This window comes from Oceaniglobus roseus (assembly GCF_002869745.1).
In the GTDB taxonomy this organism is placed as follows: domain Bacteria; phylum Pseudomonadota; class Alphaproteobacteria; order Rhodobacterales; family Rhodobacteraceae; genus Oceaniglobus; species Oceaniglobus roseus.
Genome location: NZ_PNOS01000001.1, coordinates 1 through 13,815 on the forward strand (window position 1 = coordinate 1; position 13,815 = coordinate 13,815).

Here is a 13,815-nt window from a genome sequence, read left to right on the forward strand (position 1 = left end):
GGTCACGTCCGTCAAGTTGGTGTAATTTCGCGGATGGCCTGAGTGCATGATCAGGCGGCTTCTGTTGTGATGCTGAGAATGGGGTCGATCTCTTCGGTGTCGATCTGGGCGAAGGCCTCGACCATCATGTAGCGGCTTGCGGTCTGCCATTCGTCGTTCTGTTCGAACAGCACCGCGCCGATCAGGCGCATGATGGAAGCCTCGTTCGGAAAGATGCCGACGACGTCTGCCCGGCGCTTCACCTCCTTGTTGAGGCGTTCGATCGGGTTGGTCGAATGCAGTTTCGTGCGATGCTGTCGGGGAAAGGACGTGTAAGCCAGCACGTCGTGTTCGCTTGCGTCCATCAGGTCGGCGAGCTTGGGCCAGCGTGGACGCAGCTGCTCGGAGACCTTGCGCCAGGTCTCGCCGGCATGGGCGCGGTCGGGCTGGTCGAAGACCTGCCGGATCGCGGCGGCGACGACGGTGTGCTGACCGCGGGAGACATGCGCGAGTGCGTGCCTCATCCAGTGAACGCGACATCTTTGCCGTTCGCAAGCTCACCCTCAAAGACCCGGGCAATGGCGGCCTTGAGACCGGTATGCGAATCGCTGATGACCAACCTGATACCGCCGAGGCCACGGGCCTTCAGCGAGCGCAGGAACTCGGTCCAGAAGGTCTCGGCCTCCGAAGGTCCGATCCCCAGACCGATGATCTCGCGCCGCCCCTCGGTGTTGGCGGCGACGGCGATTATGGCTGCGACCGGCACGATGCGCCCGCCCTGGCGGACCTTGAGATAGGTGGCATCCAGCCAGAGATAGGGCCACTCGCCGCTGAGCGGGCGGTTCAGGAACTCGCCGACGCGCTCGTCGATGGTGAGCCATGGGCCGCCATCGGTCCGAGGCCCCTGGCGAACGCAGAGCTTTGAAACCGTGCTCTTCGAAATGCCCGAGAGCCCCATCGCCTGGACCAGATCATCGACACGCCGGGTCGATACCCCGCCGATCCACGCCTCCTGAATGACCGCGACCAGCGCTTGCTCCGAGGTCTTGCGGGCCTCGAGGAAGCCGGGAAAGTAGCTGCCCTGCCGGAGCTTCGGCTGCTCTGCCCCCTGAAAACTGGACCGTTTGAGGCTGGAGTTTCCCGCTAAGCTTTCCTGGCTGGGAGAGGAGCGGAATCGCATGAAGGCATCGAAGTTCACGGAGGCGCAGAAGGCGTTCATCCTGAAGCAGGGCGAGGAAGGCACACCGGTCGCGGAGATCTGCCGCAAGGCGGGGATCAGCCAGGCGACTTACTTCAACTGGAAGAAGCGATACGGCGGGTTGCTGCCGGACGAGATGCGGCGGCTGAAGGCGCTCGAGGACGAGAACAGCCGGCTGAAGAAGATCGTCGCCGACCTGACGCTCGACCGGGAGATGTTGTGAGGCACGTCATCCGGCGAAAGCTCTGAGGCCTGGCCGTCTGCGAGAGATCGTGACCGGGATGTGCGTCGACTGGGGCGTGTCGATCCGGAAGGCTTGTGGGGCCATCTGCTTCGAGACGTCCAGCTACCACTACAAGTCCCGGCGGACGGACCAGGCTGCCGTCGCGAGGCGGATCAGGGAGATATGCGAGACGCGGGTGCGCTATGGTTATCGCCGCGTCCATGTCCTGCTGCGACGCGAGGGATGGGTGATCAACATGAAGAAGACCCGCAGGATTTACAATGAGTTGGGCCTTCAGCTGCGGAACAAGCACCCGAAGCGCAGGGTGAAGGCGAAGCTGCGAGAGGACCGCCAGGAAGCGATCGGGCCGAACGATGTATGGGCGATGGACTTCGTGCACGACCAGCTCGCCATGGGCAAGAAGCTCCGCATCCTGACCGTGATCGACACCCATTCCCGGCTCTGCCCGGCGGCCGATCCCCGCTTCGCCTACCGCGGCGAGGATGTCGTGCAGACGCTGGAAAGTGTCTGCGCCAGGGTCGGCTATCCGAAGACGATCAGGGTCGACAACGGCAGCGAGTTCATCTCCCGCGACCTCGATCTCTGGGCCTATGCCAACGACGTCACGCTGGACTTCTCACGGCCCGGGAAACCGACCGACAACGGCTTCATCGAGGCATTCAACTCGAAGCTCAGGGCGGAATGCCTGAACGCCCACTGGTTCATGAGCCTTGCCGACGCCCGCGAAAAGCTGGAGGATTGGCGCAGGCACTATAACGAGGACCGACCCCACAGCGCGATCGGATACAACGTCCCGATCGCCATGCATTATCCCGATGGCGTCACCAGCCCGTCATCGGAAAAGAGCCGGAAAAATCCAGCTTCCGGCGGTCGAAGGTTGGGGAGCAGTGCACATAAGCCGGCCGGCCATCGATGATGGCATCCTCGACGAGCTCCCACCCGTCAGCCCGCAGGTGACCATTGAACGCCCTGGCGAGCGCGTCCTGCTCCAAGTCGTTTTTGCGGACGATGGGATGAAGAACCTCGCAGATGAACGTCAGGAAGATATCCTGATCGGCAGCATAGAGACGGAAGCGCGGGTCACTGTAGACCCAGTCCTGTGGCCAGTCGAAGTTGTTGATGCAGTGCTGCCAGATGTCCTGCTCGGCGTTCTGGAACCGGCTGTCATGAGAAGGTAGGGAGGTCAGATCAAAGATGCGGCTGAGGAAAGCGATCTCATCCAAGGCACCGTGCCAGACAGTTTCCCTGGCACGCATTTCATCGAGGATGGCCGCGCGCGTCCGTTCGCTGATCTTCCCGTCCGGTAGGCGCCGACCCGGCGGCGGCGCACGCATCGGCGAGATCTCCGCGCTCACCCAGTATCCATTGTCCTTGCCCGTGACGATCTCGAGGTTCTTCGAGATGATCCCGGCGATCTCGTCCCGGCGGTCCTCGATCGATACGAAAACGCTGACCGGGACGCGAAGGAAGACAGTCCAGAGCTCGGTGCCACCGTTCCAGTTGTCGTAGCCAACTTCGTCGATCTCGATGTCCGCCTGGCTCACAGCACGGAGGGCATCGGGCTCGCCTTTCTGGCGAAGGAGCTCTGCCACAGTGGGCAGGCTGCCTTCGATCTCGCGTCTGATGCTCAGGTATCTCATAGGTTTCAGCCCTGCCCGCGCAGACCTTTAAGCAAATCGCGCAAACTTATGGGGATCGCGCACGATTACGCGCGCGCCTACATACCTTCAGAAGTCCAGGTTTTCCACGTTCAGCGCGTTGGAGCGGATGAAGTCGCGGCGGGGTTCGACGACGTCGCCCATCAGCTTGGTGAAGATGTCGTCGGCCTCGGCCACGTCCTCGACCCGGACCTGGAGCAGCGTGCGCGCCTCGGGGTCCAGCGTCGTTTCCCAGAGCTGGTCGGGGTTCATCTCTCCGAGGCCCTTGTAGCGCTGCAGGCTCAGGCCCTTCTCGCCTTCCTTAAGGATCGCGTCGAGCAGTTCGAGCGGTCCGTGGATCAGCATGTCGCGGTCCTTGCGCACCAGCTTGGCCGGGTCGCGGTAGACGTCGCGCAGGGCATCGGTATGGCTGCCGAGCCGCCGCGCCTCGCCCGAGCGCAGCACCTGGCCGTCGAGCGTCCTCACCTCCTCGACCCCGCGCAGGACGCGGGCCAGGCGGATGCCGTGGTCCTGGGTGATGCGGCCGCGCCAGCCCTTCTCGTACTCCGCGGCGATCAGGTCCAGCCGGTCGGCCACGCGGTCGGCGGTGCCTTGGAGGTCGGAATCCACCTGCCCCGGCACGAAGGCCCCGGCGATGGCCGACTGTTCGAGGATCCGCTGCGGGTAATGCGTCGGGAAGGCCGACAGGATGCGGCGCACCGTGCGCGCCTCCTCGACGATGCGGGCCAGGTCGGCGCCCACGATCTCTTCCCCTGTGCCAAGCCGCAGCATGGCGCCGTCGACACCCTGCTGGATCAGGTAGTCCTCCAGCGCGGCCTGGTCCTTCAGGTAGACCTCGGACTTGCCGCGGGCGACCTTGTAGAGCGGCGGCTGCGCGATGTAGAGGTACCCGCCCTCGATGATCTCTGGCATCTGGCGGAAGAAGAAGGTCAGCAGCAGCGTACGGATGTGGGCGCCGTCGACGTCGGCATCCGTCATGATGATGATCTTGTGATAGCGCAGCTTCGAGACGTCGAACTCGTCCCGGCCGATCCCGGTGCCGAGCGCGGTGATCAGCGTGCCGATCTCCTGGCTGCCCAGCATCCGGTCGAAGCGCGCCCGCTCGACGTTCAGGATCTTGCCCCTCAGCGGCAGGACCGCCTGGTTGAACCGGGCCCGTCCCTGTTTCGCCGACCCGCCGGCCGAGTCGCCCTCGACGAGGAAGATCTCGCGCTGGCCCGGATCCTTCACCTGGCAGTCGGCCAGCTTTCCGGGCAGCGAGGCGACGTCGAGCGCGGATTTCTTCCGCGTCATCTCGCGCGCCTTGCGGGCGGCCTCGCGGGCCAGGGCGGCCTCGATCACCTTGCCGATGATCTGCTTGGCCATGGCCGGGTTTTCCTCGAACCACTCGGCCAGCTTCTCGTTCACCAGACCCTCGACCGCCGGGCGCACTTCGGACGAGACCAGCTTGTCCTTGGTCTGGCTCGAGAACTTGGGGTCCGGCACCTTGACCGACAGCACGCAGGTCAGCCCCTCGCGGGCGTCGTCGCCGGTGAAGTTGACCTTCTCCTTCTTCGCCATCCCCGAGGAGCCCGCGTAAAGGTTCATCGTCCGCGTCAGCGCGCCGCGGAAGCCCGCAAGGTGCGTGCCGCCGTCCCGCTGGGGAATGTTGTTGGTGAAGGGGAGCACCATCTCGTTGTAGCTGTCGTTCCACCACATCGCGACCTCGACGGTGATCCCGTCCTTCTCGCCCATGATGTAGATCGGCTCCTCGATCATCGCGGTCTTCGAGCGGTCGAGGTACTTGACGAACTCGCGCACGCCGCCCTCGTAGAACATCTCGCTGCGCAGCGGCTCGGCCGGGCGCTCGTCCTCCAGGATGATGCGGACGCCGGAGTTGAGGAAGGCAAGCTCGCGCAGGCGGGCTTCCAGCGTCTTGAAGCTGTAGTCGAGGTTCGAGAAGGTGGTGGTGGAGGCGAGGAAGCGCACCTCGGTCCCCTTGCGGCCGTCGGCGGGGCCGACGACCTCCAGCGACTTCACCGTGTCGCCGCGTTCGAACCGGGCGTGATGCTCCTTGCCGTCGCGCCAGATGCGAAGCTCCAGCCAGTCCGAGAGCGCGTTCACGACCGAGACGCCGACGCCGTGCAGGCCGCCCGACACCTTGTAGGAGTTCTGGTCGAACTTCCCGCCCGCGTGCAGCTGGGTCATGATGACCTCGGCCGCCGAGACGCCTTCCTCCTCGTGGATGCCGACCGGGATGCCGCGGCCGTTGTCGCTGACCGAGACGGAGCTGTCGGCATGAATCCGGACCGTCACGGCGTCGGCATGGCCCGCCAGCGCCTCGTCGATGCCGTTGTCGACGACCTCGTAAACCATGTGGTGCAGGCCCGAGCCGTCGTCGGTGTCGCCGATGTACATCCCCGGACGTTTGCGCACGGCATCCAGGCCCTTGAGAACCTTGATGGAATCGGCGCCGTATTCTTCGGGGACGTGCGGTGTGTCGGACATGGATGCCTGCGCTTGTTGTTGTGCGCGACTTATAGGGGTTTCGCCACCCGATGTCACGCCGATGACCCAATATTTGGGGCCTCGGGCACCGCTTTTCACGGCATCTCGCGCGGAAAGGTTCAGGCTGTCACCGCGATCAGGATGCCGACGAGGATCAGCAGGACGCCCGCCGTCAGGTTGGTGCGCCGGAGGGCCTGCGGCGAGCTCAGCAGGCGGCGGGCGCGGTCGATGAACAGGGCGAAGCAGAGGTTGCCGAGCAGCGGCACGACGATGGAGATGGCGACCACCGCCGCGATGTCGGCGGCGGTGAAGCGGGTCAGGTCGAAGAAGCCCGGCAGCACGCCCATGTAGAACAGGATCGCCTTCGGATTGCCGAGGATCACGGCCACGCCGGCGGCGAAGCCTGCCCACATGCCGGGCCGGGTCAGGCGGCTGTCGCCCGCGATGCTGCGGTCGGCGTGGCGGATCAGCAGCACCCCCATGGCCACGAAGACCAGGACGGCGACCCACTTCAGCACCAGCATGAAGCCCGAGAAGACCGAGACCACCCAGGTGACGCCGAGGATCGCCAGGAGCGGCCAGAGCGCGTCGCCCACCACGACACCCAGGGCAAGCGGCCAGGCGGCGTGGAAGCCGCCCGAAAGCGCCCGGGCGGTCAGCGCCATCCAGACGGGGCCCGGCGTGAAGAACAGTACCACCAGCGCACCGGCGTAAAGGGCGAGATCGGCGGCGGAAACGGTCATGGCGCGGGCTCCGGGACTGGCCCGGCGCAGATTGACGCTGCGGCCCGTGGTGTCAATCCGGTGTCAGCCGTGCCGCGTCACCACGGATTCGCCGCCCCGCTCGGTGACCTCCAGCCGCTCGGCCCGGTCGCGCAGGTCGGTGAACAGGTCGGCCCCGGTGCCGGTCATCCAGGTCTGCGCCTTCAGCGCGCACAGCTCGTCGAACAGCGCCGCCCGCCGCCCCTCGTCGAGGTGCGCGGCGACCTCGTCCAGCAGCAGCACCGGCGCGGCGCCCGTGTCCTCGGCCAGCGCGCGCGCGTTGGCGAGGATCAGCGAGATCAGCAGCGCCTTCTGCTCGCCGGTCGAACACTGGGCCGCGGGCACCCCCTTGGCGGTAAAGACGGCGCCAAGGTCGGCGCGGTGCGGCCCACTCAGCGTGCGCCCCGCCGCCATGTCGCGCGCCCGCCCGCGTGCCAGCCGGTCAGCCAGGTCCTCGGACCTGTCCGCCGGGTCGTCCTCGGGCGAGAGGGCCGAAAGCGCGCTGATTGGGAAATCCGTCGGTGCCGCCTCCTGCGCCGCCATCACCCGCTGAAGCGCCGCCTGCCGCGCCGCGACGATCCGCGCGCCGCTGTCGGCCATCTGCGCCTCCAGAGCGCCATACCATGCTGGATCGCGCACCATGTCCTTCAGAAGCCGGTTCCGCTCGCGCATCGCCTTCTCGTAGGCCAGCACCGCCTCGCCATGGTCCGGATCGAAGCTCATGGTCATGCGGTCCCAGAACCGCCGCCGCCCGTCCGCGCCCTCGATCCAGAGCCGGTCCATGGAGGGCACCAGCCACAGCATCCGCACCACCCGCCCCAGCGCCACCTGCGGCATCGCCTTGCCGTCGATCCGCGTCTCGCGCGGACGGCCCGCCTCGGCCCGGGTGTCGATCTCGTGCAGCCCGCCCGGCCCCGTCACCGTGGCACCGATCCGCCAGCCCAGCGCCTCGGGCCGCCGCGACAGCTCGTCAGCCGAAGCGCGCCGCAGCCCGCGGCCCGGCGACAGGAGCGACACCGCCTCGATCAGGTTGGTCTTGCCCGCCCCGTTCGGCCCGTAGACGGCCACGGGTCGGCCGCCCAGCTCCAGCGACAGCCGCCGGTGCGAGCGGAAGTGCGACAGCTGCAACTGCGTCACCGCCAGGGTGGCCATTCACGCCCCTGGTTTCTTCTTTGCAGAAATACTCCCCGCGGAGCGTCCGCGGCCGGTCACACGCGCATCGGCATGACGACGTAGACGGCCGAGGGGTCGTTCCCCTCCTGCATCAGCGTCGGGTCGCCGGACGAGTTGAACATGAACACCGCGTTCTCGCGGTCCACCTGGTTGGCGATCTCCAGCAGGTAGCGGGCGTTGAAGCCGATCTCGAGCTTCTCGTCGTGATAGGCGACGACCAGCTCCTCTTCCGCGTTGCCGCTGTCCGGTGCGTTCACCGACAGCACCAGCCTGTCGTCGTCGAGCTGCATCTTCACGGCGCGCGAGCGTTCCGAGCTGACGGTCGCCACCCGGTCGACCGCCTTGGCGAAGTCGCCCGCGTCGACCTCCATCCGGCGCGTGTTGCCCTTGGGGATTACGCGGGAATAGTCGGGGAAGGTGCCGTCGATGACCTTCGAGGTCAGGGTGATCGTCGGCGTGGCGAAACGCACCTTGGTCTCGGACACCGACACGGCGATCTGCGCCTCGTCGTCGTCCAGCAGCTTGCGCAACTCGCCCACGGTCTTGCGCGGCACGATCACGCCCGGCATGCCTTCGGCGTTCACCGGCAGCGGCGCGTCGATCCGGGCCAGGCGGTGGCCGTCGGTCGCCACGCAGCGCAGGGTCATTTCGCCCCCCTCCTCGGCGACGTGCATGTAGACGCCGTTGAGGTAATACCGCGTCTCCTCGGTCGAGATCGCGAATTTCGACTTGTCGAACAGTCGCCGCAGCACCGGCGCGGGGCAGGAGAAGTTCGAGGTGTATTCCGACGAGGCCATGACCGGGAAATCCTCGCGCGGCAGCGTGGCGAGCGAGAAGTTGGACCGCCCCGCCTCGACCACCAGCCGCCCCGAGGCGCCGTCGTCGGACAGCGACACCAGCGCGCCGTCGGGCAGCTTGCGCACGATCTCGTGCAGGGTCACGGCACTGACGGTGGTGGCCCCGGCGCGTTCGACCTTGCAGGGGGCCTTGTCGACCACCTCGATGTCCAGGTCGGTGGCGCGGAAGCTGACGGTATCGCCCTCGGCCTCCATCAGCACGTTGGCGAGGATCGGGATGGTGTTGCGGCGCTCGACCACCGACTGGGCCTGCGCCACCGCCTTGAGCAGCACACCGCGTTCGATGCTGAGCTTCATGTCACACTCCATCAGGGGCCGGGGCGGAAAACCTATCCGCTTTCCGACAGGGCGCAAGAATTTTGTGGGACTGTCCGGATGTTTCGCAGGCCCGTCAAGGGCCTGCGCCGGTTCGTTTCCGGGTGTGGCCCGTTCTCACTGCTCGTCGAAGGACCGGCGCAGCAGTTCCAGATCCTCGGCGATCTGCGGGTCGCTGTCCTTCAGCGCCTCGATCCGCTTGATCCCGTGCATGATCGTGGTGTGGTCGCGCCCACCGAAGCGGCGCCCGATCTCGGGGAGGGAGCGCTGCGTCAGCTGCTTGCAGAGGTACATCGCCACCTGCCGCGGCCGCGCGAAGGTGCGCAGGCGCTTCGGGCCGACGAGGTCGGACAGGCGGATGTTGTAGTGGTCCGACACCTTGCGCTGGATCTCTTCCACCGTGGTCTTGCGGTCGCTCTGGCGCAGGATGTCGGTCAGGCATTCCTGCGTCAGCGCCAGGTCGATCTCGCGGCCGACCAGGCTGGCGAAGGCGAAGAGCCGGGTCAGCGCCCCCTCCAGCACCCGCACGTTGGTGGTGATGCGGTGGGCCAGGAACTCGAGCACGCCGCTGACCAGGACCACGCCCGAGAACTGCGCGTGGTACTGTTCGACCTTCTGCTGCAGGATCCCGAGCCGCAGCTCGTAGCTGGTCGGGTGCAGGTCGACGACGAGGCCGGACTGGAGGCGGCTGACGATGCGCCGCTCCAGCCCCTCGATCTCGCCCGGGGCACGGTCGGCCGAGATGATGATCTGCTTCCGCTGGTCCACCAGCGCGTTGAAGGTGTGGAAGAACTCCTCCTGGGTGCTGTCCTTGCCGGCGATGAACTGCACGTCGTCCACCATCAGCACGTCGACCGAGCGGAAGATCTGCTTGAAGTCCATCATCTGCCGGTCCCGGAGCGCCTGGATGAAGCGGTACATGAACTGCTCGGCCGAGAGATACAGGACGCGCACGTTCGGATCGCGGCGCTGGAGCTCCCAGGCGATGGCCTGCATCAGGTGCGTCTTGCCCAGGCCGACGCCCCCGTAGAGGAACAGCGGGTTGAAGGTGACCGGGCCGCCTTCGGCCACCCGGCGCGCGGCGGCATGGGCCAGCTCGTTCGGCTTGCCGACGACGAAGGTGTCGAAGGTGAACCGGCTGTCGAGCGCGGCGCCGCCCAGATCGGGCTCGACCCGCTCGGCGCGTTCCGCCCGGTCGGGAAGCGGCACGACCGTCGCACCGGACGGGCCGTCCGTCGGACGGGGCCGGGCGGCGGGGCGTTCTCCGGGCTTGCCGGTCACGCGGAACTCCAGCCGCTCCGCCTGGATGCCCGAGACGCCGATCTGGCGCAGGATCTGTTCGCCGAAGTTGCGGTCGACCCATGTGCCCAGGAAGGCGGAAGGCACGTTGAAACGGACGACCTTGTCGTCCAGCGCGTCGAACTCAAGCGGTTCGATCCAGTTGACGTAGTTGTTCTGTCCGACCGACTTGCGAAGTTCTTGCCGGATGATCCCCCAGGATTCGTTCGTCATTTTTCGCCTTACTCAATTAAGCGCCTGTCCCTAAGCCAGTAACCGCCTGGCTCGCTTGCCCGGCCCCCGGAGCAGGCAGTGTGCCCCGGACGCTGACGCTTCAATCGCTTGGCTGCCTCCACGCACGCCCGGAGCGGAACGCCACAAGGACGACCGAACCCGACGCGCTTCCCGTGGAAGCACGGCTTTGTTCCTGACCCGGCCCCCGGATCGCAGCAGAGGCTGCACCCACAGGCCGGACCCCGCAATCCTGCGGTTATTTTACCTTGGACATGCCCGGCTTACGCGTCCGGGTCAGACCGACCAGCATGTGATCGGCTCGAATTTCCGAGCAGCCTGATCTTCCCCAAGATCTTGGCAGTGGCGGCTGTCGGTCAGATTCGGTGCGTTCGGATCGCCGCGGATTTCCCGCAACCGACCCTGCCCACCGGACCTGGATTCAATCATGTCCCCCCAAGCGACGTGAATCGCATCGTCAACGTAGCAAGGGGTTTCGCGGCTGCGCAACTGAACTATCGCCTTGACTCAACCATTGCCGAGTCGAATCTGGCGGCCGTGTCGCGGCGGCCATTTTGCGCGCATTTCCGCGCATCGGGCAGCAAAAAAGCGCGCCCGGAAAGGGCACGCTCAGAATCCGTTTGGCATGTGGTCCGGCCGTGGCCGACCGGCTCAGCCCAGCGCTTTGACGCGGCTCGACAGGCGCGACATCTTCCGGGCGACGGTGTTCTTGTGCAGCACGCCCTTGGTGACGCCGCGCATCAGCTCGGGCTGGGCAGTCTGGAGCGCGGCCTTCGCGGCGGCGGAATCGCCCGAGGCGATCGCCTCTTCGACCTTGCGCAGGAAGGTGCGGATGCGCGACCGGCGCGCCTTGTTCACGGCGAAGCGGCGTTCGTTCTGGCGGGCGCGTTTCTTGGACTGGGGCGTGTTAGCCATCGGATCTCTCTCTCGTCGGTATTCTCAAAAACAGCGGTAACGCGCGGAGAGCTCCGACCCCGGGTTCATTACCGGGCGATTCCGGCCAGGGCGGGCCTCACACGCATTTCGACGCGCCCTATAGCGCGGGCCGCCGGCGATGTATAGCGGGAATCGCCGGTTCCCGTCTCAGCGGTCGCGGAACTGCGGCTGGCGCTTCTCCAGGAAGGCGGCCATCCCCTCCTTCTGGTCCTCGGTGGCGAACATCGCGTTGAACAGGCGGCGTTCGTGCAGGATGCCCTCGCGCAGCGTGGTCTCGTAGCTGCGGTTGACGGCCTCCTTCGCGGCCATCACCGCCAGCAGCGACTTCTCGGCGATCTTCTCGGCGCTCGCCATCGCCTCGTCCATCAGCTTCTTCGCGGGCACGACACGGCTGACGAGGCCCGAGCGCTCGGCCTCCTCGGCGTCCATGAAGCGGCCGGTCAGGTGCATCTCCATCGCCTTCGACTTGCCGACGAGCCGGGTCAGGCGCTGGGTGCCGCCGATTCCGGCGATCACGCCGAGGTTGATCTCGGGCTGGCCGAACTTCGCGGTATCGGCCGCGATGATGAAGTCGCAGAGCATCGCCAGCTCGCATCCCCCGCCCAGCGCATAGCCCGCGACCGCGGCGATGATGGGCTTGCGGCACTCCTCGATCGCCCGGGTCTGGGCGACGAACATCTCGCCCGCGTAGACGTCGGTGAAGCTCTTCTCGGACATCTCCTTGATGTCCGCCCCCGCCGCAAAGGCCTTTTCCGAGCCGGTCAGCACAAGGCAACGCACCTTGTCGTTCGCATCCGCCTCGCGCACCGCGTCGGCGAGTTCTTCCAGCAGGGCGGAGTTGAGGGCGTTCAGGGCATCCGGGCGGTTCAGCCTGATCAGGGCGATGTGGTCAGCAATCTCGACGACGATCGTCTTGTAGGCCATGGGCTGTCGGCTTTCGCTGTGGGCACTGGACCCGAAGCCTTATCAGGGATCGCGGGTGTTTCAAGCTATCTTTGGCAGACCGGACAATGGAAGGTCGACCGCCCCGATTGCACGATCCGCGCCACGGTGCCCGGGCAGTCCGGCGTGACACAGGGCTGCCCCTCGCGGTCGTAGACCCGGAAGCGGTGCTGGAAATATCCAAGTTCTCCATTGCTTTGCCGGTGATCGCGCAGGGAAGAGCCGCCCGCCTCGATCGCCTCCTCCAGCACCGCGCGGATCACCGGGACCAGGCTCGCGATGCGCCGGGGCGACAGATTCGCCGCCTTGCGCCGCGGCGATATTCCTGCCCGGTGCAGCGTTTCGCACACATATATGTTGCCGAGGCCCGCCACCAGCCGCTGGTCCAGCAGCGCCGCCTTGACCGGCGTGCGCCGCGCCTTCAGCGCCTGCGTCAGGTAGGACTCGTTGAAGGCGTTGCCGAAGGGTTCGGGACCGATGCGCGACAGCAGCCAGTGGTCCTCGGCCCTCTCCGTCGCCACAAGGTCCATGGCTCCGAACCGGCGGGGATCGTTGAAGGTGACGCGGGCGCCGCCCTCCATCTCCAGCACGACGTGGTCGTGCTTCTCGGGCGCCGGATGGTCGTGGTGGAACTGCCCCAGCGGATCGCCCGAGACCAGCATCCGCCCCGACATGCCGAGATGCACGATCAGCGTCTCGCCGCTGTCGAGATCGGCCATCAGGTACTTCGACCGCCGACCAAGCCGCAGCACGCGCCGCCCCGTCAGCCGCGCCGCCATGTCCGGCGGGAAGGGCCAGCGCAGGTCGGCGCGGTTCACCCGGGCCAGCGCGATCCGCCCGCCCTCCAGCACCGGCGCCAGCCCGCGACGAACCGTCTCGACTTCGGGCAATTCCGGCACGCTTCTCCCCCCTGCAATTGTAACACCCCGTGAGCGCCCTATAAGAGGGGGGAGTTTCAGAGGATCGCAAGCCCCGATGAGTGAGAACGACGACGCCCCCCGCACGACCCACTTCGGGTTCCAGGACATCCCCGAGGGCGAGAAGGCGGGCCGTGTCCACGGCATCTTCACCAATGTCGCCAGCAAGTACGACATCATGAACGACCTCATGTCGGGCGGCGTGCACCGGCTGTGGAAGGACGCGATGATGGACTGGCTGGCGCCACGGCCGGGCCAGCGCCTGCTGGACGTGGCGGGGGGCACCGGCGACGTCGCCTTCCGCTTCCTGAACCGCGCGCCCTCGGCCACCGCCGTGGTGTGCGACATGACCGAATCGATGCTCGAGGCGGGGCGCAAGCGGGCCGAGGCCGAGCAGATGGCGGGCAGCCTCGAATGGGTCGTGGGCGATGCCATGGCCCTGCCCTTCCCCGACGCCTCCTTCGACGTCTACACGATCTCCTTCGGGATCCGGAACGTCACCCGCCCCGAAGTCGCCCTGTCCGAGGCCTTCCGCGTGCTGAAGACCGGCGGGCGGCTGATGGTGCTGGAGTTCTCGCAGCTGCCGAACCCGGCGATGCAGTGGGCCTACGATCGCTATTCCTTCAACGTCATCCCCGCCATGGGGCAGGTCGTGGCCGGGGACCGCGCAAGCTACCAGTACCTCGTCGAATCGATCCGCAAGTTCCCCGACCAGGAGACCTTCGCCGCCATGATCCGCACGGCCGGTTTCGGGCAGGTGAAGTACCGCAACCTGACCATGGGGGTCGCCGCGCTGCATTCGGGGTGGAAGCTCTGAC

The 13,815-nt window shown here is 66.6% G+C and carries 10 protein-coding genes and 2 pseudogenes; 2 read left to right on the forward strand and 10 right to left on the reverse strand.

From position 1 onward, the window contains the following. Positions 1-50: 50 nt before the first annotated feature. Positions 51-1,075 (reverse strand): annotated as a pseudogene (locus A7B20_RS00005) (IS256 family transposase); the annotation flags it as partial. 82 nt (positions 1,076-1,157) lie between these two features. On the opposite strand from A7B20_RS00005, the pseudogene A7B20_RS00010 reads away from it, so the two are divergent. Then, positions 1,158-2,253, forward strand: a pseudogene (locus A7B20_RS00010) (IS3 family transposase); the annotation flags it as partial. On the opposite strand, the gene A7B20_RS00015 reads toward A7B20_RS00010, so the two are convergent. The 9 genes from A7B20_RS00015 to mutM form a co-directional block, all read right to left on the reverse strand. Continuing rightward, positions 2,243-3,061 carry an AbiJ-related protein gene (locus tag A7B20_RS00015; RefSeq protein ID WP_102106494.1) on the reverse strand — a complete coding sequence of 273 codons (819 nt, stop codon included), beginning with the start codon at positions 3,059-3,061 and terminating at the stop codon, positions 2,243-2,245. The pseudogene A7B20_RS00010 and the gene A7B20_RS00015 sit on opposite strands and share 11 nt — an antisense overlap. A gap of 87 nt (positions 3,062-3,148) precedes the next feature. After that, positions 3,149-5,566, reverse strand: coding sequence for a DNA topoisomerase (ATP-hydrolyzing) subunit B (gene gyrB / locus A7B20_RS00020; RefSeq protein ID WP_102106495.1), 2,418 nt, complete (start codon positions 5,564-5,566; stop codon positions 3,149-3,151). A 119-nt stretch (positions 5,567-5,685) separates the two neighbouring features. Beyond that, a complete protein-coding gene (locus A7B20_RS00025; RefSeq protein WP_102106496.1) occupies positions 5,686-6,309 on the reverse strand; it encodes a LysE family translocator in 624 nt (207 codons plus the stop codon). A 63-nt stretch (positions 6,310-6,372) separates the two neighbouring features. Next, positions 6,373-7,479 (reverse strand): DNA replication/repair protein RecF, encoded by a 1,107-nt coding sequence (gene recF, locus A7B20_RS00030; RefSeq protein WP_102106497.1) that lies wholly within the window; start codon positions 7,477-7,479, stop codon positions 6,373-6,375. A 56-nt stretch (positions 7,480-7,535) separates the two neighbouring features. Then, entirely contained in the window at positions 7,536-8,654 is a 1,119-nt protein-coding gene (gene dnaN, locus A7B20_RS00035; RefSeq protein ID WP_102106498.1) for a DNA polymerase III subunit beta, read from the reverse strand. A 135-nt stretch (positions 8,655-8,789) separates the two neighbouring features. Further along, complete coding sequence (gene dnaA, locus A7B20_RS00040; protein WP_102106499.1) at positions 8,790-10,184, reverse strand: chromosomal replication initiator protein DnaA; 1,395 nt, start codon at positions 10,182-10,184, stop codon at positions 8,790-8,792. Between the two features lie 669 nt (positions 10,185-10,853). After that, a complete protein-coding gene (gene rpsT / locus A7B20_RS00045; protein WP_102106500.1) occupies positions 10,854-11,117 on the reverse strand; it encodes a 30S ribosomal protein S20 in 264 nt (87 codons plus the stop codon). Between the two features lie 168 nt (positions 11,118-11,285). Further along, positions 11,286-12,062, reverse strand: a complete 777-nt coding sequence (locus A7B20_RS00050; protein ID WP_102106501.1) for an enoyl-CoA hydratase — start codon at positions 12,060-12,062, stop codon at positions 11,286-11,288. A 65-nt stretch (positions 12,063-12,127) separates the two neighbouring features. Next, the gene (gene mutM / locus A7B20_RS00055) at positions 12,128-12,979 is read right to left on the reverse strand and encodes a bifunctional DNA-formamidopyrimidine glycosylase/DNA-(apurinic or apyrimidinic site) lyase (RefSeq protein ID WP_102106502.1); all 852 of its coding nucleotides are present in this window, start codon (positions 12,977-12,979) and stop codon (positions 12,128-12,130) included. Between the two features lie 76 nt (positions 12,980-13,055). Here mutM and ubiE point away from each other — a divergent pair, with 76 nt between their 5' ends. After that, positions 13,056-13,814: a bifunctional demethylmenaquinone methyltransferase/2-methoxy-6-polyprenyl-1,4-benzoquinol methylase UbiE gene (gene ubiE, locus A7B20_RS00060; RefSeq protein ID WP_102106503.1), complete on the forward strand. Its 759-nt coding sequence runs from the start codon at positions 13,056-13,058 to the stop codon at positions 13,812-13,814. Position 13,815 lies beyond the last annotated feature (1 nt).

Excerpts from the sequence above, each read along its gene's own strand:
- A7B20_RS00015 (WP_102106494.1), bottom strand. The coding sequence starts at position 3,061 with ATGAGATACCTGAGCATCAGACGCGAGATCGAAGGCAGCCTGCCCACT.
- recF (WP_102106497.1), bottom strand. The coding sequence starts at position 7,479 with ATGGCCACCCTGGCGGTGACGCAGTTGCAGCTGTCGCACTTCCGCTCG.
- ubiE (WP_102106503.1), top strand. The coding sequence starts at position 13,056 with ATGAGTGAGAACGACGACGCCCCCCGCACGACCCACTTCGGGTTCCAG.
- rpsT (WP_102106500.1), bottom strand. The coding sequence starts at position 11,117 with ATGGCTAACACGCCCCAGTCCAAGAAACGCGCCCGCCAGAACGAACGC.
- dnaN (WP_102106498.1), bottom strand. The coding sequence starts at position 8,654 with ATGAAGCTCAGCATCGAACGCGGTGTGCTGCTCAAGGCGGTGGCGCAG.
- gyrB (WP_102106495.1), bottom strand. The coding sequence starts at position 5,566 with ATGTCCGACACACCGCACGTCCCCGAAGAATACGGCGCCGATTCCATC.
- A7B20_RS00025 (WP_102106496.1), bottom strand. The coding sequence starts at position 6,309 with ATGACCGTTTCCGCCGCCGATCTCGCCCTTTACGCCGGTGCGCTGGTG.
- A7B20_RS00050 (WP_102106501.1), bottom strand. The coding sequence starts at position 12,062 with ATGGCCTACAAGACGATCGTCGTCGAGATTGCTGACCACATCGCCCTG.
- dnaA (WP_102106499.1), bottom strand. The coding sequence starts at position 10,184 with ATGACGAACGAATCCTGGGGGATCATCCGGCAAGAACTTCGCAAGTCG.